Below are 21,603 nucleotides of genomic sequence, written 5' to 3' on the forward strand. Positions count from 1 at the left end.
AGCACAACGAGCGTAAGCCGCGACCTTCGATATGTCCTCTACCACTTAACAGCATCTTACAGAAGTGTATTTCCCATATAATTAACAGTCCATTAACACAAATATGAACATATGATAATATTTCGAGTTTATCTTTATATGTAAGTATTTATATCCCACTCATTTCAGGAGGTAGTATATGTTATCCAAATTCAGCAAAAAGCTGATTCCTGCTACAATTTTATCAACCGTGATGATGGCCTCATTGCTTCCTGGAGCACAGCCGGCTGCAGCGGCTACCAACACTGGCGAGATCAAGAACGTTATCTTTCTGGTGGGAGACGGTATGGGCTTCTCTTACATTACAGCTCACCGTTACATGAAGGACAACCCTAACACACCGCAAAAGGAATTGACCGCATTCGATCCGTACCTGGTCGGTGCCCAAATGACCTATCCAGATGATGACAAGCAGAATATTACGGACTCGGCTTCCGCAGCAACAGCAATGTCAGCTGGTGTGAAGACGTACAATGCGGCTATAGCTGTAGATACCAAGCAGCAGGACGTGAAGACCGTGCTGGAGCAAGCGAAGGAAATTGGCAAGTCCACGGGTCTTGTAGCGACCTCCGAGATTACACATGCAACACCTGCCGCTTTTGGTGCTCATGACATTAGCCGTAAGAACATGGACGCTATTGCCAATGACTACTATGATGAATTGATTAATGGGGAGCACAAGGTGGATGTGCTGCTTGGAGGCGGAAAGACGAACTTTGTTCGTGAAGACCGTGATCTGACGAAGGAATTTACCAAAGACGGATACAGCTATGTCACCAACCGCGATGCTTTGCTGAAGGATAGCAACACCAAATTACTTGGCTTGTTCGCAGACGGTGGACTGGACAAGATGATTGATCGTACCAGCGCTACTCCTTCCCTTGAGGAAATGACGAACGTAGCGATTGATCGTCTGAGCAAGAATGATAAAGGCTTCTTCCTCATGGTTGAGGGTAGCCAGATCGACTGGGCAGGTCATGATAACGATGTCGTCGCTGCCATGAGTGAAATGGAAGATTTCGAGCGAGCATTCCAAGCAGCTATTGATTTCGCCAAGAAGGACGGTCATACCCTTGTAGTAGCTACTGCCGACCACTCCACAGGAGGCTTCAGCCTGGGCGCTGCTGGCGAATATAACTTCAATGTTGAACCGATCAAGGCAGCAAAGCGCACTCCAGATTTCATGGCCAATGAAATTGCGGGTGGTGCAGATGTGGAGACGGTGCTGAGTCAATATATTGCACTTGAGCTGACACCAGAGGAGATCCAATCGGTGAAGGCTACGGTAGGTAAAGACGTGGCAGACATTGATAATGCGATTGAAGAGATTTTCAATACTCGCTCCTTCACTGGCTGGACCACAGGTGGACATACGGGTGAGGAAGTGCCTGTATACGCTTATGGACCAGGCAAAGAGAATTTCGCAGGCTTGATTGATAACACCAAGAATGCGGATGTTATTTTCGAAATTTTCAAAAAATAAGAGTGGCTGGATAGAAACAGCAGCTGTGAATACAGCAGACAATATGCAACAGGTGTAGGCTCAGCAACATTGTAGATGCAGCACGTTCAGGAACTGCAACGCAGCAAAGGTCCGGAGATATTCTCCGGACCTTATTTCTTTTTAGGAGCAGTGTCTAGTATAGATCAAAATCTCGTACAGCCTGCCCTGTACGCGCCGAAGTAAAGATCGCTTCAATAATGTTCAGCACCCGTAGCACCTCTTCATTACGAACGATCGGCACAGCCGTCCCTTCTACTACCGCAACATAGTTGTCATAAAAGCTGCTCTCATGCTCAAAGGGCTGTGGCAACGCCTCTGTAATCGTTGCTTCCTCCGAGGGAGGTGCCATTGTCTTGGTGAGCCCCACGCCCGCCTGAATGGGCTTCGGTTCGATACGGCCTACATCCTTGTTGCGTGTCACCACACGACCGTTAAGCGACCAATCCTCGATGATGCCTGTACCTTCCGTTCCTTTCACATACCAGCGGGGGAGTGGAATATAGTTGGTCGTCCCCACCTCTACCAGTGCAGAGACACCATTCTCGAACTCCAGAATAGCCTCGAAGCCATCATCCACCTCATCACCGAGAATGTAGCTGAGCCGACCACTGATACTGGTAATCTTGCTATCCACCATGAAGACCAGCTGATCGAGCAAATGAACACCCCAATCCAGCAGCATGCCTCCTCCATATTGCTCCAGATGACGCCAATCGCCAGGAATGCCATTCGCCCCATGTACACGAGATTCGATACGGAACAGCCCACCAATGGTCTCCTGATCATACATCTGCTTGATTATACGGAAATCCTCATCCCAGCGACGGTTCTGATGCACCATGAGGATCTGTCCTGTCTGCTCGGCAACAGCTACCATTTCACGGAATTCCACTACCGACAAAGCTACAGGCTTCTCGCAAATAACATGCTTGCCAGCCTTGAGAGCCTCAATGACCAGCTCCTTGTGCACATCATTCGGCGTAGCAATCAGCACTGTATCTACCATCGTGTCATTCAACACGGATGCATAGCTGTCATAGTTACGATAGCCATCCTGCACAGCGGCCTCTTGCCGATCTGTCTGAATATCATAAGCTCCTACTACACGGAGACTATTCGCCTGCCCAATGAGCTTGGCGTGATAGCTCCCCATGCCTCCATAACCCACAATCACAACTGCATGCTGTCCTTGATTCATAGGAATCGTCCCTTTCAGCCTTGATAGGAAGAATATGTCACTCTCATTCTAGCCCGAAGCGAAGGAGCATAAAATGCACATTATGATAAAAACATGAACAATCTGGTCAATCTTTGGAGGTCGTCAGCTTGGTTCGGGCGATAGCTACTGTGCCTGATGCTACACTGCCGAGCATAGTCATAGATTCCTCACTTTTTTCCTGCTGTAGTTGGCACTAACCTCAGTCTATTAAAGCTTTGTGAGCAACTCGGTATAAAAGCTGTTGCCATTGCGTTGATCCAACCGTTGGGCTGTAGCTTGAGCCTGCTCCGCAAAATACAGAGCAAGACCCGGTAAATTCCCCGCATCTCCCTGATAAGGCAGCGAAGCCGGTAACACGGGTCGAAGTCCCTGCTCCTCCTCGGCAAGCTGTCGTAGTAACGCTGCTGAGGCCCCATCAAATTGCAGCTTCGCAATCGGATTCTCCAGATCAATGGACATCGCCACATGCTTCTCGAACACCTCTAGCGCCTTCATCGGATGAACTCTGCGCAGATATGTAATATGTCGGGCAATCGGAATCATGAAGTCCCTTTCCCCTTTGACCAGACGATAGCTCTTGCGCTCCAGCTTATCCGCCCGTTCCGTCTCGCCTCGTTCAAGAAGTGGAAGGAACAGATGGGACAGGGTCTTATGCGGAATCTCCCCACACGTCATACGTCCTGATACGATCGGCTCGGCCTTGCGCAACAGTTCATCAATGTTCCCTGCCACCTGCTCGTACTCTACGAATTGATCCTGCTCACAGGCGATACAGTCACTCATACCATCTCGCTCCATGCCCAAGACCTTGTCCATGTAAACTCCAGCTTCGGTAATGTCACCGCACATGAGGGCAACGAGACTTTTATAATAGTAATATGTGCGATCGCTGTAGCCATATTCCTGATAGCGTGTTCTCATATCCTCCAGCAGATTATCAATCTGCTTCAAGCTAATCTCCGGAAATGCAGAGATGCTGTTCAGAATCCATTTATAGGACCATAGCAAGTCGAATTCGTCATAGGCTTCCGGCTCACGATCGAACTGCCCCAGCATCCATGAGAAGGCTACCAGTGCCTTCATCGGATAGCCGCCAAAGGTCCCTGCCTCTACCATCTCTGAACGAGCGGCATATCCCTCCTCTACCAAATTCAGCACATCCGCTGTACGAATGGCCTCCTCCAGAAGAGCAATTTTAGCCCTGCCATTCGGCAATGCGTAAGCCTGACTCATCAACTCATCGAATTCGGTGCTCATTTTGTATCCCCTCCATCAATTGTGCCCTCACGAGCTGTATCTACTGCTAATCCCATATCTATAAAATGTAAAATCCCTTGATTGAGCACAGCCAGCTCTTGCCGATTCATCGGATAATGCCCCATCAGAAGCGAATTCACATAGAGCAGTTCAACTGCTGGCTTGAGCATACCCGTCAGCCCTGCTTCAAATAAGCGTCCTACGAGCGGATTATCCAGATTCAGATAGAGCGTGGAGTATGCGGCCTCCCGATATTTGGAGCCAAGGCTTCCCAGGACCGAGGATATAGCTTGCGGACTAATTTCCTCAGCAGCCTCCAGTGCCCGCATGTCAGAGGATTCCTTGGACAGTGTGAAGAGTGCTGGTAGCTCTGTTGGCTTGAAGCGCTTCAGCTCAACCCGGCAGCGAAAACACTGCAGCACAGCATCCGCATGGAGCACCTGCTCATAAAAGCGCATCCGCTCCGCTGCTGTCACCTCCGTGAATGCAAGCGACACATCCTCCGGGATCAGGCGCTCCGTGGCAACCTCAGGCAGGATGTCTGGCAAGGTTGCCAACAGCTCCGCATCGTACAGATAGCCACCGTTAATGACAAGTAAGGATTGAGCGGCAGCGACATGGGTAATCTGTCGATACTCATCCAGCGTTAATGTATAATACAGGGTTCTGCCTTCCTCCAGCAGCTCGCCTAGTTCCTTGGAGCCGAAGGTACTTTCGAAGGGCAACCAGCGATAAATCATTCGATAGAAGTCTCTATGCTCCATAGCCAGTGACTTCATCGAGAGTGCATGCAGACGTATCGTCTGGCGGAGTCGTTCCGGCTCTGAATCAGCCATCTGAACCAGCTCCTGACGCAAGGCTTCACCCAGCTCGCCTCGAACCTCCTCCAGACGTTCATTTTCATAGAAGTCCTCACGCGATGCAGTTGGCTGCAGCTCATCAGTCCAAATGATGCATTTTACGAAAAATGCCCAATCCGGCAGCACATTCTGTGCTTTGTCCGATACCAGCATGTTCCTCAGGTACACTCGATGGGTCTTCTTCGCGTTCAGATTCACGGTCTGCGGCAATATATAGGCAATGCCTCCTGTACGTCCAGAGGCTGTCTGCAACGGAATGAAGTCATGGAAGCGTTCGCCCAGCAGTCTTGAGCCGAATTGTAGTACCTCTTCCCGATGACTCCGTGCCAATCCAGGCTCCGTAATCCATGTTGGGCGCCATTCGTTGATCGTTCGGGTCTGCTCCTGATCCTGCAACTTGATCGGATAAGGCAGAAGCGCGCCATAGTCATACAACCATCCAGCCAGCAGCTCGGGTTCATAGTACAATTCGAAGCCAGGCTTGCAGCGCAAATATACCTTTGTACCTATCGACAGATCCACATCCAGCTTACGGATCGAATAGGTGCCATCGGGCTTGCCTCTCCATTCGAGGGCGGGTCCCCCCTTCGCGGAACGGGTGATCATGACAATCTCATTGCTCACGGTGAAGCAGGATAGAAGGCCGATGCCAAACCGACCAATAAAGCCTGATTCCTGCAAGGGCTCCAGCCCATCTCCCCGCTTGGAGGATTGACCGATCATCGCCAGGAACTCGTGAATATCCGCTTCGGTAAGACCGATACCATTATCCTCAATCATCAGAGTAGCCTCAGTGCCCGTACCCGTAACCTGCACCAGAATCTGCTCCTCATAGCCGGGGTCCTGGGCTTTGCGTGCCGTAATGGCGTCTATTGCATTTTGCATCAGCTCTCGTATGTACACCTTGGGATTACTATATAGATGATCTGATAGAATCTGAATCATGCCGCTCAGGTTAACCTGAAAACGGTAATTATCCTGTTCACTCATGCTGTCACGCTCCTTTGTTATTTACGCTTTCCCCACTGTTAGACGTTGTGAATCACTGTGATTATAGCTGTGCTCATCGTCATCCATCCGATGATACAGAGATTCTTTCCATGACAAAACAACAATCCAGGAACGCTGCAGGGCAGACTGTGACCGATCACACTCTTCTAGCAGTTACTGTACTGTTGTCAGAAATACGAATATCCGTTTGTAACACTTCTTCAATTTGGTGCAAATTGGATGTTAAATAATAGTATACGTGGAGGATGAATAGCTGGCAATAAGCCCCAAGTAGCATTAGCTCCGTCCAAAGTCCCTACATATAACAGCAAAAGAACCCGACTGCCTCAAGCTATCTCGATAGAGTAGCCCAGACCTTCGGGTTCATCTTATTGCCATCGTTATTGAGTCTCTAACCAGCAAGACTCACGTGTAGCTTCATATTCAACACTTAGATAGCGGCAGCTTCCTGCCCCAGCTTCATCATATAATAAAGAGGCTTCTGATTGTTCTGTTGCTGATATACCACCAGCACCAATGTACGGCCCTGAGCCACTGCTGCGGCATCTCCTGCAAGCACTGCTGATAGATCAAAGGGCAGGATTTCAAGCACCGCATGCTTCTGAAGCTCACGCTCTCCCAGTCGAAGCTCTGCGAATGCCGGTGGGCTCTCGCTCCCTGTCTCAAGCTCGTGCCCATGCCCACTAGGTTCCAACCTAACGTTATTCTCGATATCCGCGATATCTTCCTGCACCACCTGCAATTTCTCAGGCTGCTCTGCGGCCAGCTTCATATAGCTGCCCCACTCGTCCTTCTCCAGCCCAAAATCCCACCAGATCTTCCGCGGCTTGTACTTGTGATTCAGGAAGTAATCCAGCTTCATCAGGCCAAGAATGATCTCCATATTCTTCGTATCCCGTTGCTCCAGGAAGGAGTGCAGACGCATGAAGAGATCCTCCAGCTGGTGCCCGATCTTCTGCCAGCCTTGCCCCTCCCAGTAATCACCGAACTCCTGAAAGAAGTCAAAGGCAGACGGAAATTCCTGCTCCATCAGGAACTTCAAGGTACGATCCATCCGGTGCGCATTCCAGTATTTTTCCAGTACATCCTCCAAGCGCTTGAGTCGTACAATATCCTCGAAGGATAGCACATCATTGCTCAGCATTTCGTATGGAGCTACATCCATATACGTGTAATTGTACTTCTCTGCATCAAGACGCAGTCCGGTACCACGAAGCATCTTCAAGAAGCCTAACTGCAGCTCCTCTGGCTCCAGTGCGAATACATCGTTGAAGGTCTTGCGGAACGTATTGTAGTCCTCCTGAGGCAAGCCTGCAATGAGATCCAGATGCTGATCAATCTTGCGGCTGTTCTTGACCTTCGTCACGGTGCGTGTCAGCTTGGCAAAATTCTGACGGCGCTTGACCAGTTCATTCGTCGGATCATTGGTCGACTGGACACCGATCTCGAAGCGGAAGATCCCCGGCGGAGCATGCTCTGCCAAATAATCCAGAACCTCGGGCCTCATAATATCCGCCGTAATCTCGAACTGGAACACGCAGCCCCGGTGATTCTCGATGAGGAACTGGAACATTTCTAGAGCGTAATCACGCTTGATATTGAACGTCCGATCCACGAACTTGATAAGCTTGGCACCCTGATCAATCAAATAGATGATATCTGCCTTCGTTCGCTCAATATCATAGTACCGGACTCCAACCTCAATACTGGATAGACAGAATTGGCAGCTGAACGGGCAGCCGCGGCTCGTCTCAAAATAGACAATCCGATTCGCCAGCTCGGGAATATCCTCCACAAAACGGTGCGGTGAAGGCAAGTCATTCAGATCGGCCTTCGGGCGGCCTGGCATCAGAATGATCTCTTCTCCCTTGCGGTAGGCAAGTCCATAGACAAAATGGTACTTCCCCTTGCCCTCGATCTCCTGAAGCAGCTGATGGAACGACTCTTCTCCTTCACCCATGACGATGAAATCCACATTCCTGAGCCGCTTCATCCAGTCCTCTGTATCATAGGATACCTCGGGTCCACCCAGTACAATGCGTACCTCGGGCATAACCTTTTTCACAATATCAATGACCTTGATCGTCTCTTCAATATTCCAGATATAGCAGGAGAATCCGATGACGTCCGGCTTGCGCTGGAATAAGTCCGATACAATGTTCATGACCGGGTCCTTGATCGTATACTCTGCCAGCTCAATGTCAAAATCCTTGTCACTGTAGGCCTTCAGACAGCGAATCGCAAGACATGTATGAATGTACTTTGCGTTCAGCGTTGAGAGAACAACTTTCATAATTCACCTTCTTTATTTAAATTCGTAGGGCAGGTTGCTAGTGTCTTGACGGGAACCACTGTGAGTATAGAACCGCTGCAAGCAGGAGTCCTGTCGACCACAGATAAGCTTGCTGTTCTTTGATCTAAGATGAATAGCAGTTGAACAGCAACCTTAAAGTCATCTAGTACCCTGCGTAGTCGTCGAAGCCGTCATCGTAGGGAACCTGCTCCGCCTCGGACTGCTTCTGGAAGAATTCCAGGAACGGACGTCCGTATTTCCGAAACTTCACCTCACCTACACCCTTCACACGCAGCATGTCTGCTTCGGTCACAGGAGTGGCAACACTCATCTCACGCAGCGTCGCATCATTGAAAATAATATAAGAAGGTACATGCTCCTTGGCAGCCAATTCTCGCCGAATCAAGCGAAGCTGCTCGAAGACTGTCTCATTCACCGCAGCAGGATAAGCATCCTTCGCACGTCGGCCGCCTGTTCCAGTGAAGGACGTCGCATGACGTACCACACGCTGCATGACCTGGCGCTGCCCCTTGAGTACCTCAGCCGCCAGCTGCTGCAGCCGTACTACTGGGTATTGTCCTTCCGACAAGGATAAATATCCCTCCGAGATCAAAATGTTGATCATCTCCACGATCTCTTTCTCGGTTCGGCTCCCCAGCACACCATAGGTTGGCAGGCTGTCGAAGCCGTATTGCAGTACCTTCTTGTTGCGTGAGCCCTTGAGCACGGAGGCGACCATGGAGGCGCCGAAGCGTTCACGCATCCGGTGAATGCAAGAGAAGATCTTCTGTGCATCTACGGTAATATCGACGATCTCGCGGTCATCTGTACAGGAGCTGCAATTGCCGCAGTCTTCTCCATCATGCTGCTCCCCAAAATAGTCCAGCTGCGCACTGCGCAGGCAACGAGTCGTATAGGAATAATCCACCATCTGCTGCAGCTTGCGATAATCATTGCGCTTGCGATCCTCATCCTGCGGGTTCTGCTCAATCAGGAACTTCTGGGTCACAATGTCCTGTGGTCCGAAGAGCAGAATGCACTGGCTGGGATCACCATCCCGGCCCGCACGACCTGCCTCCTGGACATAGGCCTCCATATTCTTCGGCATATTATAATGTATGACATACCGTACGTTGGACTTGTCGATACCCATCCCGAAGGCATTCGTCGCCACGATGACCCGGATATCGTCGTACAGGAAGGCCTCCTGACTCTCCGCCCGCTCCTCATCGCTCATACCTGCGTGATATCGCCCGGCCGCGAGCCCTGCTTCCTTTAGGCGCATATACAGATCATCCACATCCTTACGGGTAGCGGCATACACGATCCCGGACTCATCTGCATGCTCCTTCGCATAGTTCAGCAGAAACGACCGTCGATCCTCCCCGCGCAGCACGCTAAAGGCCAGATTGGGACGTCCCAATCCTGTGACAAAGGTCTGTGGCTCACGCAGACGCAGCAGCCTGACAATGTCATCCATGACCTGCGGCGTAGCCGTCGCTGTGAAGGCCGCCAGCACCGGACGCTCCGGCAGACTTTCCACGAATGGAGATACAACCAGATAGCTTGTCCGGAAGTCATGCCCCCATTGTGATACACAGTGCGCCTCATCGACAGCGACACAGGAAATTCCGAGCTGGCTCATCTCTTCGCGGAACCAATCCAGTTCCAGCCGCTCAGGTGCTACATACAGCAATTTCAGATGTCCTTGACGTGCAGCTCGCAGCCGGTCATTTACCTCTCTGACAGTCAAGGTACTGTTAATATAGGCAGCAGGAATCCCCATCGTCGTCAGCGCATCCACCTGATCCTTCATGAGGGAGATCAATGGCGACACTACCAGTGTCACCCCTTCATATAATAAGGCCGGGATCTGGTAGCAGATGGACTTTCCTCCTCCTGTTGGCATAATACCAAGCGTATCACTGCGCTCCAGGAGACTGCCTACAATATTTTTTTGTCCTTCCCGAAAGTCGGGATATCCGTAGTATTTGACCAAAAGCTCACGTGCCTGCTCTAGACTCGGTGCTTGTACACTCATTTTTCATAACCCCTTATAAAAAGCCAATACACTCTATTTTCCCATCAAAGCAGCATCATTTCAATAGCTGAGGAAGCCTGAAAACAACGACAACCTTCCTACTCTAATATCTAAAAATAAGTTTAACGGGGAATATCAGGTTGGACAACCGCTACTTATAGAGTTAGGTGACCCTTTTGAGCCTCATATCCTCCCTACAGCACGTGTAAAAAGCCCCGCCACGATCCTGTCTTTGCCAGTCGCCACATAGCTTTCCATCCTCCCACATGATATAGTGAACACGATACTACAGAGGATGGAGATTTTACCGTTATGAGTGAACATACACGCCCCCGCAAGGGGACTCAACCCCAGGCTCAACCTACCAAGCAAACCAATTCCCAACCATATACAGGCAAAACATCAGGCAAAAGCTACGCAAGCACCAATCAGTCCAGTACAAGCCAATCAGGTAAAAGCCAGCCAGGTACAGGCAAGTCCAGTACAAGTAAAAGTAAACCAGGCGTAAGCCATTCCGGCCCCCAAAAAACGAGTTCTCATGCGAAAGCTGCTGACGGCCCCAAGTCGAAAGTAAATAAGCACTCCTTTCAGCGCCAGCGACCTAGTGCTGCCGATGCAGAGGAGCTCCGCCCGAACGATCGGATCGTCGTCACCATCAAGCGACTGGGAATCAACGGCGAAGGTGTTGGCTATTATCGACGCAAAGCCGTATTCATCACAGGTGCCCTGCCGAATGAGGTCGTCAAGGCCAAGGTAGATACTGTACAGCAAGGCTTTATTCAGGCTACTCTTACGGAGATTGAGAAGCGCTCTGTGCATCGCATCGATGCGCCCTGCCCTGTCTTTGGAGAGTGTGGCGGCTGTCAAATTCAGCATATGTCCTATGAGGGACAACTGGAGGCCAAGACTGAGATTGTCCGCGAAGCGTTCAATCGTTATGCAGGTCTTGATTCCGTGCCCATGAAGCCAATGCTCGGCATGGAGCATCCGTGGGATTACCGCAACAAGGCACAGCTACAGGTTACTCGTCGCCAGGGAGAGATCATCGCGGGATTGTATGAAATGAACAGCCATACGATCGTGGACATTAGCGGCTGCCCGATTCAGCATCCCAAGATCAATCAAGCCGTAGCAGCAGTTAAAAAAGTGCTGGACGAGCTGCGCATTCCGCTGTACAAGGATCAAGGTAACCGCGAGGGCATCCGTACCATTGTTGTACGACATGGGTTCCAGTCCGATCAGCTTCAGGTGACACTCGTCTCCGCAGGAAGCAAGCTACCACAGCAGGAGCAGCTCATTCGCAGGTTGCGGCAAGAGCTGCCGCAGATGTCCGGCTTGTCTCTGAATATTAACTCTGGCAAGACCCATCTCGTCTTCGGGGATCGGACCCATACACTATGGGGAACAGAAGCGATGGAGGAATCACTTGGCGATCTGGAATTCCGTCTCTCTCCACGTGCCTTCTTCCAGCTTAATCCACAGCAGACCGTCAAGCTGTATGAGAGTGTACGGATTGCAGCTGCGCTGACTGGCAAAGAAACGGTTGTAGATGCCTACTGCGGGACAGGTACAATTGGCCTGTGGCTAGCCCCTTACGCCAGCGAGGTGCGCGGTATCGAGGTTATTCCTGAGGCTGTCGAGGATGCGGCACGCAATGCCCGTCAGAACGGACGGGATAATGCGACCTTCTACACGGGGGAAGCCGAGGTGCTGCTGCCTCGTTGGGTGAAGGGCGGCTTCACGCCTGATGTCATTATCGCTGATCCTCCGCGTACAGGGTTAGACCGTCGCTTTCTAGAGACTATACTTCGTACCAAGCCACAACGCTTTGTCTATGTATCCTGCAACCCGTCGACACTGGCCAAGGATACCAAAGTCTTGCTGGATGGTGGCTATGAGCTACAATGGGTGCAGCCCGTAGACATGTTCCCGCAGACGAGTCATGTGGAGTGCTGTGCGTTGATAGTTAGAAGTAAAAAATAAACATTACAATTAACAAGAAATGATCGAGGCAAGTTCATCATAAGAGATGGATTTGTCTTTTTCATTTGTTAGTTATCAACTCCATTCGACTTGTATATTGATATAAGATCTTTCAAAGGAAGTGAAAGGAGATGTCATACCAACTTACAAATTCTAATGACAAAATAGTCCAGGGATAGGGGGAAGCAATAATCGTAGCAACTACGGAGCGTTTGATACCAGACCTTGGCTATGCTGAGCTTGTCACTATTTGCAAGGCTGATGAGACGGATACCTCTGAGATTATACGCAATATCAAAAAAATCAATGTAGCCGCAATACCATAAAGTTTGCAGAGTACAAATATAATGGCGAGAGCTTTGAAGGCCGAGAGTTGAAAGAACTGTGATGTGTACAAACCCTTTTCATCATGGTTATACTAAGAGATAGAGTGGCATCGCTCTTCTTTACTAAATGTTATTAGGAGATGTTTTTCTTGATCATCAAATTCATTCGTTTACGTTAATGAAAGGTACAGGCTAATTAACTCACGTCATTTTTTAGAACTATGACCTGGGTTTATTTAACTGTGCCTTTTTCATTTACTATAATGAATGAATGAGGTGTTTTAATTTTGCCCGAAAACAATCGAAAAATTACAAACGCACGTCTTCTCACTGAGTATGAAGACATTTTTAGATGTCCAATATGTTCAAATCCAATTGAGGTAGTAAATTTAAGGAGTTTAATTTGTTCCAATCATCATTGTTTTGATATATCTAAGCAAGGATATGTTAACTTGTTGTCCCATCCCCTTAAAACAAAATACGATAAAAAACTGTTTGAATCTCGAAAGATTTTTAGCCAAAGCGGCTTTTTTGATCCACTGATTACTCAGATTTGTGAGAATATGTTAGAAGAGTTGAAACCAACGAGTAAATTCATAAAAATATTAGATGCTGGATGCGGTGAAGGCTCACATTTGAACAATATACAGCAAAGGATAATTGAACAATCGCAATGTAACTTATTGGGAATAGGAGTTGATATTTCTAAAGAGGGAATCAATATTGCTTCGAGAAGTCCTTCCAAAACAATCTGGTGCGTAGCGGATCTCGCAAAGTGTCCATTAATTGATAAACTATTTAATTTCATATTGAATATATTATCACCTTCCAACTATTCTGAGTTCCATAGAATGCTTGCGGATGATGGAATGGTTATAAAAGTTATCCCCGAAAGTAAGTACCTTCAAGAATTAAGAGGGATACTTTACAATCAAACAGATAGAACTGTATATTCAAATGAAAATACATTAGAGCTTTTCAAACGTAATTTTGATCTTGTTGACATCCAGCGTGTTCAGTACGGTGTAACAATGGAAAATAAGTACATTGAGCAGTTGGTCCATATGACCCCCTTGTCTTGGGGATCATCGGAAGAACTTATACAACAAGTTTTGGGTAGGGATAAACTGGAGATTACTTTTGACTTCTCAGTCTTGCTTGGGAAGAAAATGAATGCTCATAGATCCAATTTATTTAAAAACTAATTATCAAAGAAGCTTACAAGGAATATTTTAATGTGTAGTGTATATAACATTGAATCAATAAAACAGGCGTATTATTAAGTACAAATTTACAGGATACGAATTGAAACAGGGCTGTTGAGAGTCATAGTAGAACGATCCACCTTGCATAAGTTTGGTGGATCGTTTTACATATTAGTTGATACAGGTGAATATCAGATGCATCATATTTTTTATTTTCTACCGTTAGCACTTATCGCTACTTAAATGGAAAGGGGCTTCAGCGTAAGCTCTCTGCAATAATTCGCCCATTCGCTGAGGACTTGCTCATCATCAAGGCCAAGCTGCGCAAATAACCAAATTCACTTCTGAAAGGCACAGAATTGTTCTTCCGTATCTTTTTGCATTTCGAGAGCAGTTTCCAATTCCGCTTTGCTTGGTAAAGACTTGTTGTTCTGCCTGATTACTTTGATTTTATTGTTTATTTTTCAACTCGCTTAATGCTTTGATTAGAGAGGAATGTTTTAGACCAACAGCCTGTCTTTTACAAAACGTGAAGTACTGTTCAAACGTATAATGAACTTCCTTACCGTTCCTGCCCTTCACTCTTGTCCCCGGTAACCTTTGACATAATAATCATCTACTGTCCTACTCGTTCCGCGTAGTAACCTTCGATTGATTTCATTACCGCTTGCAGCGTATTAGTAGAACCTTCTATTCCGACATATCAGGTGGAACCTCAAGCAAACGGATATACGTGATAAATTTCACATTATCCCCTATCTTTATATGCTAAAATTCCAACGAACAATGGTTTCGGACTCTGGAATAACCTGCTAAAGGCTTACTACACAACGTTTTTTACCAATTTTGTTATTAAAATGTGTTGCATTTTAATATATATATTTTATCTTACTGGAGGTCATTTAGATGAAGAAAGCATCTATTCTACTCTGCACTGCCCTGTTGATCGGCGTTCTTGCTGGCTGTAATTCTAACAGCAGCACCGAGAATACAGCCCCTGCAAACAATGGCGCAACGACTGAAAACACAGGAGCTGCGAGCGGTACGAACAGCGGAGACACTGCCGCTGAACAAGGCCAATACCAAGACGGCGTGTACTATGCTATTGGTGAAGTTGATGCTAAAACCGGCTGGCAATATTATGTTACCTTGACCGTTGCAAGCGGTAAAATTACCGAAGCAAACTGGAACGGCATTAACGCTAATGTAGGCCCTGACAAAAAGACATACTCCGAATCCGGCAAGTACGGCATGAAAGCTGGCGGCGCTTCTGCCGAATGGCATGAGCAAGCTGCACTGGCTGAAGCCTACCTCATTGAAAAGCAAGACCCTAAAGCCATTACTTTGAATGAAGAAGGCAAGACTGACGCGATCTCTGGCGTATCAGTGCATGTCAATGAGTTATTCGATCTGGCCGACAAGGCACTGGCAGCTGGTCCGGTAGAAGCAGGCATATATAAAGACGGAAGCTACCATGCCGAAGGTGAAAAGTTCGACGAGAAGTCCGGTTGGAAAGAAACGGCTGACGTTGTTGTCGCTGCAGGCAAGATCGTCCATGTTAGCTTCAGCGGTGTGAACGAAGCTGGCGAAGACAAGAAACAGAACTCCATCGATGGAAAATATGGCATGAAAGCCGGCGGTGCATCTTCCGAATGGCATGAACAGGCTGCTCTGGGTGAGTCCTACCTCGTCGAGAAGCAATATCCTGCTTCCCTTACATTTAACGACCAAGGCAAGACTGATGCCATCTCTGGCGTATCCATCTCCCTGCAAAGCTACTATGATCTTGTGTCAAAAGCGCTTGAAGGTGCTAAATAATTCGTTATTAGAAGTTAGGTAAGTCCCACCACCCTAGTTAAGCAGGTGAATCTTTTGAAGAAAATTGTTGTCCTCGGCGGAGGCTACGGCGGTGTTGTTACTGGTAAGCACCTCGCCAAATTGTTCAAGAAGGATAAGGACGTGTCGATCCAATTGATTGACCGCAATCCTTATCACACACTCCTGACGGAGCTGCACGAGGTCGCGGCTAACCGCGCTCCTGAAGACTCGGTAAAGATTGAGCTCAAGAAGATTTTTGCCGGTCAAAAGGTTGACGTCGTTCTGGATTCTATCGATAATATCGACTTTGCAGCTAAAGAGCTTCGTTCTGCAAAAACAACCTACAAGTATGATTACCTCGTTATCGGTACTGGCTGTAAGCCAACCTTCTTTGGAATTCCAGGTGCGGAGGAGCACTCACTGACTCTCTGGTCCTATGAAGATGCTGTTATAATCAAAGACCGAATCCGTGATAAATTCGGTAAGGCTGCTAAAGAAAATGATCCGGTAAAACGCCATAAAATGCTCTCTTTCGTGATCGTAGGTGCTGGCTTTACCGGTGTTGAGCTTGTGGGTGAAATGGCGGAGTTCCGCGATGAGCTTTGCAAGGAATTCTATATAGATCCTAGCGAGGTTCGTCTTGTCGTTGCTGATATGGCACCAAAAATTCTGCCGATTCTGCCTGACAAGCTGATTGAAAAATCAACCAAGTACCTGAACAAGATCGGCGTAGAAATTGTAACCAGCGCAAAAATAACAGGCGTTACCCCGTCTGGCGTAGTGCTCGGTGACAAACAGCTTGAAGCTGATACGGTAGTATGGACCGCAGGTGTTGAGGGCTCCGAGCTCGTCGGCAAGCTGGATGTTAAACAAGAAGGTCGCAAGCGCATTGTGACTAACGACAAGCTGCAAAGTGTTGATCATGACAATGTATACATCGTCGGCGACAACATCTTCTTCATTCCTGAAGGTGAGTCTCGTCCGGTTCCACAGATGGTTGAAAATGCGGAGCAAGCAGGCCCATTGATCGCCCATAACATCTATGCGGATGTGCATAACAAGCCGAAGAAGCCTTACAAACCAGGCTTCCACGGTACTATGGTAAGTATCGGCAGCCGCTACGGCGTAGCGAATGTCGGTCTTCCGAACAAAATGTTCATGCTCACCGGCTTTATGGCGATGTTATCCAAGCACATGATCAACATGTACTACCTCTTCACTGTAGCTGGCTTTAATAAAGTATGGACTTATATGATGCATGAGTTCTTCCATGTGAACCATCGCAGAAGCTTTGTCGGTGGACACTTCGCTAAGCGTTCCCCGAACTTCTGGTTGGTGCCGCTTCGTATCTTTGTTGGCTGGAAGTGGCTGGAAGAGGGTCTAGACAAGCTACCGAAGATTTTGAAGGACCCATCGAATATATTCCTGATTCCACCACCACCGCATGCGGATGTTGTGACCGCAGCAAGTGATGCGGCCGGTACGGTCAAGGACGCTGTCGACGCTTCGTCCGCAGCCTCTGCTGTAGAAAGCGCATCGACTGCCGTAACTGCGTTACCAGTTCCTGATTTTGTGAGTAGTAGTGTGAACTGGTTCATGAACCTCTTCTTCTATACTCCAGATGGTGGTTATACCGCTCTTGCTAGCGTGTTCCAATTCGTTATGGTGTTCATGGAAATTGCAGTCGGGCTCATGCTCATCGTCGGTCTGTTCACAGCTGTAGCTTCCGCTATTACTGTTGCTCTCGGCGTTATGATCTGGTCCTCCAGCATGGCCTCGGCTGAAATGCTGTGGTACATGACAGCAGGTGTTGCTCTGATCGGTGGGTCTGGCAGTGCATTCGGACTTGATTACTATGTACTTCCTTGGCTCAAGAAGCAATGGAAGAGGATTCCTCTCGTTCGACGATGGTATCTGTACACAGAGTAATGGATTGAACTTGAGTAAGCTCAACAAATAGCCTCAATTAGAGTAATGCGCGCATGCGTGCATTACTCTAATTTTTACTTTTTCTAGCTTGAGTTGTGCAGCAATACGTCTGGAGGAGTGTGCCATCATGAACAAATACGAGCTGATCCAAGACACATTTCATATGTTGCAGAGAGAAATTTCACCGGATACGGGAATTCGACTGAATATGCCTTGTGAAGAAGCGGAAGAGATGGCGAGTCTGCTGCTTGAATATGGACTTCCAGCGCTACGCACGACCCGTTTATTATCCATTTACATCGCAATCAAGCTCGCCCTCTTGCGTCATTCGGAATGCGACAACGCTCTGAACGGAGAGAAGTTGACCCGCAGTGTGCTCGACGGCGACTACCTATATAGCTTCTATGTGCAGCTCTGTCTGCAATGGAATGAGCATGATCTTCTCGTCCGTCTTGCCCCGGTTATTAAGCAAATACAGATTCGGAGAATCGAAGGCGCTTCCTATGACGATGCCTTGCTTCGTTGTTGGGGGCTGTTTCTGGAGATGGAGGAAGGACATGTTCGCAAGAGTTGTGCCATCTGAGGCTGACAGGCCCTTATCAACATCAATCGGGAGAGAATCATATGACAAGACTGGATGCAGAACTAGGGATCTCGCTTCGCTCCGTTGATCGTGCCATCGAGAGTATGATCAAATTCGATAAGGATATACCCCGCTCTTCCCTGCTTGCCCAGCATGTTCTTCAACTGATCCGTTCCGGCGGCAAAAGAATTCGCCCGCTGCTGGTTATCGTAGGGTCACGCTTCGGCCCATCCGCTGAAGAGAAGGACACGATGAGGCTGGCGGCGGCGGCTGAGCTCATTCATGCGGCCTCCCTGATTCACGATGACATTATTGATGATTCATCGGTCCGACGTGGCGAGCCTGCACTGCACGTCAAGCTTGGCATCCATGATGCCCTGCATGTCGGCAACTATATGTCTGCACGCGTTGTTGAGCTAATCACCGAATATTCTGCAGAACGGGAGCGCTTTGCTTACGATTTGTCTTCCCTCGTTACCACTCAGCTATGCCTGGGTGAATATCAGCAACTATCCCATTTGTATAATTACGAGGTTCATATTGAGGATTATTTGGAGAAGTCCCGGAACAAGACAGCGCAATTGATGGCCTCGTGCCTGAAGATCGGCGCATTATCTGGAGGCGCGAAGAATGATATCTCAGAGCTGCTTTATTCCTTCGGTGAGAAGCTAGGAATGGCCTTTCAGATTCGCGACGATATTCTAGACTTTACCCAATCCGCCGAGAAGCTTGGTAAACCGGCTGGCAGTGATCTCCGGAAGGGTCAGGTAACCCTTCCTGTACTGTTCGCACTGGAGCAGGAGGAGCTGGCTTCAAGGATTCGTTCTATCGGACCGGATACTCCTAAAGCTCAGGTTGATGCGGTTGTGGCCCTCATACAGCAGTCGGATGCACTCCGGGAGAGCGAGCTGATCAGTGAACAATATCTCGATGAAGCTCAGCACGTTATTCGGCAGTTGGAGTCCGATCCTGCCCATCGTGATTTGACCATCCTGCTGAACTATCTTAGCGGACGGGAACATTAATGGCATGTATGCAAGAGAGGGTGCCCCTCAGTCATTTACGATGACCTTTGGGACAGCCTTTTTTTATGGATCGTCCCATTTCAGCTGAGATAGCCCTCTGGTACTGCGCTAACCAGTATATTCACTTCGAATATCCCCAACTAAGTTTCAGATTGTTCTACAAATGCAAACAAGAGCACCGCCCACAATTGCTGGCAGTGCTCTTGGGATTGCATGAATAGCTACCCTCATGGGAAAACATCAGCTATGCTATGGCTAATTCATATGACTAACTCAACAGAAAAAAATCAGCCATCGTGAACAACAGGATCGTCATACTAATCACCTGATTCAGATTGTACGAAGCCACCTTCATGACCTTACGGTTAGAAGGTTTGATGATCCGATGCTCTGCCATCAGCAGCAGAATCGAAATGACCAGACCCAAAATATACAGCCAGCCTAGCTGCTGGATCGGAATCAGAGAGATAAGCAGCAGCACCATAATTGAATGAAGTCCCGCAGCAATGCGCAGACCATTCTTTAAGCCGAATATGCTAGGGACGGACCATAGCTTGTGCTCCCGGTCGAACTCAATGTCCTGAGAGCCATAAATGATGTCAAACCCGGCGATCCACAGCATCACAACGGTTCCCAGGATAAATGGCAGAAAGGCGAATTCACCTGTGACGGCGAACCAGGCGCCGATCGGTGCTGAAGCGATTGTGAAGCCAAGATACAAATGGCTCATGTAAGTAAACCGTTTCGTATACGAATAGGATGAGATCAAGAAGATCGCTACTGGTGACAAAATCAGGCAGAGCGGATTCAGCATTCCCGCTGCGACAATAAAGATAGCGTAATTCACCACGACAAACAAGAGCACTTCTCTCTCCCCTAACAGCATCCTCGGTAGGTGACGATGCGCCGTGCGGGGGTTCTGGGCATCGAAGACCCGGTCAACGACACGGTTGAAGGCATTTGCTCCATTACGCGCAGCGACCAAGGCGATCAGTCCCCATAACATGATCCGCCCTGACGGTAACCCGTCAGCCGCCCAGATCATGGAGATGACCGCGAAGGGTAGGGAGAACAGTGTGTGGGAGAACATAACCAATTCACTGTACAGCTTGATGCGGTGAACAATTTTACGTGTGATCTCCATGATGAACTCCCTCCTGTGCCACGGATGATGCTGTGTGCACCGCTTCCTCAAGCGCTTGCTCAAGTGCTGCAAGCATCTCTGTGATGTCCTTCTCGGTAATGACGAGCGGCGGCTGGAAGGCCAGCACATTGCGGCCAACACCGTTCTTGCCGATAATGAAGCCGCGATCCTTCAGCGTCTCAAGGACGTCATCGACAAGGCGGGCGCCAAGCTCCGTGTCGCCCGCACTCAGCTCAGCGCCGAGCATCAGACCGGCGCCGCGCACCTCGGACAGCACGCGCGGATAGCGTGCTGCCAGCTCTTCCAGACCGGCGTGCAGCAGGCCGCCCAAGCGCTCGGCACGTTCCGGCAGGCGGTTCGCTTCGATGTAATCCAGCACCGCAAGCGCGGTGGCCGATGAGACGGGATTGCCGCCGAACGTGGAGGCTGAAGGCCGCGTGAAGCTGGTGGCAATGGCGTCATTCGAAGCAAAAGCCGCCACCGGAACACCGCTACCGAGCGCCTTCGCCATGGTGATAATATCGGGCGTCACGCCCCAGCGATCCATGGCGAACATGCGGCCTGTGCGGCCGAAGCCGGTCTGAATTTCGTCGGCGATGAGCAGTACACCATACTGCTCAAGCACAGCCTTCACTTCAGGGAAATACCAATCCGGCGGCACAATAATGCCTGCATTGCCCTGAATCGGCTCTACGATCATAGCGGCAATATCGCCGCCCTTCTCCTCCAGCACCGCCTTCAGCGCCTTGAGCGAGCGGCGTGCCGCAGCATCTGCACTCATCCCTTGCTCATAGGGACGCGGAATGAATGTTACGTCTTCCGCAGCATCCAGCCTAGGGAGCTGCGGATCTGAGCGCCACATCTGTAGCCCTGTGACGCTCATCGTCAAATAGGTCCGTCCATGCAGACCCTGCTCTAGCGCGATGAATCCTTTGCGACCTGTATGCAGCCGGGCAAGCAGCAGCGCTCCCTCATTGGCTTCGGAGCCGCTGTTGACAAAGAACGTACGGCACAGGTCTCCTGGCAGCACCTCGGCAAGTCGCTCCGCTAGATCGACATTGGGCTGCGTCAAATAGATGGTGCAGGTATGCTGCAGTGCTCTAAGCTGCTCCATCGTTCTTTCCACAATTTCCGGATTGCAATGGCCGCTGGCCACCACCGATACGCCGGCAAAAAAGTCGATGTATCTTTTCCCGTCATGTCCGTACAGGTATTGCATATCTCCTCGTACGAGCTGAGGTGGATTCCGATAGAAGTGACTCGTAGTAGGGTAAAAATACTTACTCCGCTTCTCCAAAATACCTTCCGGTCCAATATATTGCTGCATGCTTCATTCGCCTCTCTTCTGTTCAATCGCTATTTCGCT

Annotated in this window: 14 protein-coding genes; 7 read left to right on the plus strand and 7 right to left on the minus strand. The window is 49.1% G+C overall.

The features are described from left to right. Positions 1-235: 235 nt before the first annotated feature. Complete coding sequence (locus K331_RS0105870) at positions 236-1,522, plus strand: alkaline phosphatase (protein WP_404821470.1); 1,287 nt, start codon at positions 236-238, stop codon at positions 1,520-1,522. Between the two features lie 154 nt (positions 1,523-1,676). Here K331_RS0105870 and K331_RS0105875 read toward each other — a convergent pair whose 3' ends face one another. The 5 genes from K331_RS0105875 to recQ form a co-directional block, all read right to left on the minus strand. Further along, a complete protein-coding gene (locus K331_RS0105875) occupies positions 1,677-2,741 on the minus strand; it encodes a Gfo/Idh/MocA family oxidoreductase (RefSeq protein WP_028589551.1) in 1,065 nt (354 codons plus the stop codon). Positions 2,742-2,969: 228 nt separating this feature from the next. Next, positions 2,970-4,019, minus strand: a complete 1,050-nt coding sequence (locus K331_RS0105880; RefSeq protein WP_028589552.1) for a hypothetical protein — start codon at positions 4,017-4,019, stop codon at positions 2,970-2,972. Then, positions 4,016-5,869 (minus strand): HSP90 family protein, encoded by a 1,854-nt coding sequence (locus K331_RS0105885; RefSeq protein WP_028589553.1) that lies wholly within the window; start codon positions 5,867-5,869, stop codon positions 4,016-4,018. Before K331_RS0105885 ends, K331_RS0105880 begins: the two co-directional genes overlap by 4 nt. A gap of 451 nt (positions 5,870-6,320) precedes the next feature. Then, positions 6,321-8,183, minus strand: coding sequence for a B12-binding domain-containing radical SAM protein (locus K331_RS0105890; RefSeq protein WP_028589554.1), 1,863 nt, complete (start codon positions 8,181-8,183; stop codon positions 6,321-6,323). 163 nt (positions 8,184-8,346) lie between these two features. Beyond that, positions 8,347-10,224, minus strand: a complete 1,878-nt coding sequence (gene recQ, locus K331_RS0105895; protein ID WP_028589555.1) for a DNA helicase RecQ — start codon at positions 10,222-10,224, stop codon at positions 8,347-8,349. A 312-nt stretch (positions 10,225-10,536) separates the two neighbouring features. Here recQ and rlmD point away from each other — a divergent pair, with 312 nt between their 5' ends. The 6 genes from rlmD (at position 10,537) to K331_RS0105925 (ending at position 19,093) form a co-directional block, all read left to right on the plus strand. Further along, complete coding sequence (gene rlmD, locus K331_RS0105900; RefSeq protein WP_028589556.1) at positions 10,537-12,207, plus strand: 23S rRNA (uracil(1939)-C(5))-methyltransferase RlmD; 1,671 nt, start codon at positions 10,537-10,539, stop codon at positions 12,205-12,207. A 613-nt stretch (positions 12,208-12,820) separates the two neighbouring features. Next, positions 12,821-13,738, plus strand: coding sequence for a putative RNA methyltransferase (locus tag K331_RS0105905; RefSeq protein ID WP_028589557.1), 918 nt, complete (start codon positions 12,821-12,823; stop codon positions 13,736-13,738). 906 nt (positions 13,739-14,644) lie between these two features. Then, a complete protein-coding gene (locus tag K331_RS0105910) occupies positions 14,645-15,556 on the plus strand; it encodes a hypothetical protein (protein WP_028589558.1) in 912 nt (303 codons plus the stop codon). Between the two features lie 54 nt (positions 15,557-15,610). Next, positions 15,611-17,485 (plus strand): FAD-dependent oxidoreductase, encoded by a 1,875-nt coding sequence (locus K331_RS0105915; RefSeq protein ID WP_028589559.1) that lies wholly within the window; start codon positions 15,611-15,613, stop codon positions 17,483-17,485. 127 nt (positions 17,486-17,612) lie between these two features. Then, on the plus strand, positions 17,613-18,068 hold the full coding sequence (locus K331_RS0105920; RefSeq protein ID WP_028589560.1) for a hypothetical protein: 456 nt from the start codon (positions 17,613-17,615) through the stop codon (positions 18,066-18,068). A 41-nt stretch (positions 18,069-18,109) separates the two neighbouring features. Then, the gene (locus tag K331_RS0105925) at positions 18,110-19,093 is read left to right on the plus strand and encodes a polyprenyl synthetase family protein (protein ID WP_028589561.1); all 984 of its coding nucleotides are present in this window, start codon (positions 18,110-18,112) and stop codon (positions 19,091-19,093) included. A 268-nt stretch (positions 19,094-19,361) separates the two neighbouring features. On the opposite strand, the gene K331_RS0105930 is transcribed toward K331_RS0105925, so the two are convergent. Together K331_RS0105930 and K331_RS0105935 are read right to left on the minus strand one after the other, a co-directional pair. Further along, positions 19,362-20,237, minus strand: a complete 876-nt coding sequence (locus K331_RS0105930; protein ID WP_028589562.1) for a UbiA-like polyprenyltransferase — start codon at positions 20,235-20,237, stop codon at positions 19,362-19,364. After that, on the minus strand, positions 20,221-21,564 hold the full coding sequence (locus K331_RS0105935; protein WP_028589563.1) for an aspartate aminotransferase family protein: 1,344 nt from the start codon (positions 21,562-21,564) through the stop codon (positions 20,221-20,223). Before K331_RS0105935 ends, K331_RS0105930 begins: the two co-directional genes overlap by 17 nt. Positions 21,565-21,603 lie beyond the last annotated feature (39 nt).

It is taken from the genome of Paenibacillus massiliensis subsp. panacisoli DSM 21345 (assembly GCF_000426545.1).
Classification (GTDB): domain Bacteria; phylum Bacillota; class Bacilli; order Paenibacillales; family Paenibacillaceae; genus Paenibacillus; species Paenibacillus panacisoli.

Coding starts and splice junctions, on each gene's coding strand:
- K331_RS0105870 (WP_404821470.1), top strand. CDS start 236: ATGGCCTCATTGCTTCCTGGAGCACAGCCGGCTGCAGCGGCTACCAAC.
- K331_RS0105875 (WP_028589551.1), bottom strand. CDS start 2,741: ATGAATCAAGGACAGCATGCAGTTGTGATTGTGGGTTATGGAGGCATG.
- K331_RS0105880 (WP_028589552.1), bottom strand. CDS start 4,019: ATGAGCACCGAATTCGATGAGTTGATGAGTCAGGCTTACGCATTGCCG.
- K331_RS0105885 (WP_028589553.1), bottom strand. CDS start 5,869: ATGAGTGAACAGGATAATTACCGTTTTCAGGTTAACCTGAGCGGCATG.
- K331_RS0105890 (WP_028589554.1), bottom strand. CDS start 8,183: ATGAAAGTTGTTCTCTCAACGCTGAACGCAAAGTACATTCATACATGT.
- recQ (WP_028589555.1), bottom strand. CDS start 10,224: ATGAGTGTACAAGCACCGAGTCTAGAGCAGGCACGTGAGCTTTTGGTC.
- rlmD (WP_028589556.1), top strand. CDS start 10,537: ATGAGTGAACATACACGCCCCCGCAAGGGGACTCAACCCCAGGCTCAA.
- K331_RS0105910 (WP_028589558.1), top strand. CDS start 14,645: ATGAAGAAAGCATCTATTCTACTCTGCACTGCCCTGTTGATCGGCGTT.
- K331_RS0105920 (WP_028589560.1), top strand. CDS start 17,613: ATGAACAAATACGAGCTGATCCAAGACACATTTCATATGTTGCAGAGA.
- K331_RS0105925 (WP_028589561.1), top strand. CDS start 18,110: ATGACAAGACTGGATGCAGAACTAGGGATCTCGCTTCGCTCCGTTGAT.
- K331_RS0105930 (WP_028589562.1), bottom strand. CDS start 20,237: ATGGAGATCACACGTAAAATTGTTCACCGCATCAAGCTGTACAGTGAA.
- K331_RS0105935 (WP_028589563.1), bottom strand. CDS start 21,564: ATGCAGCAATATATTGGACCGGAAGGTATTTTGGAGAAGCGGAGTAAG.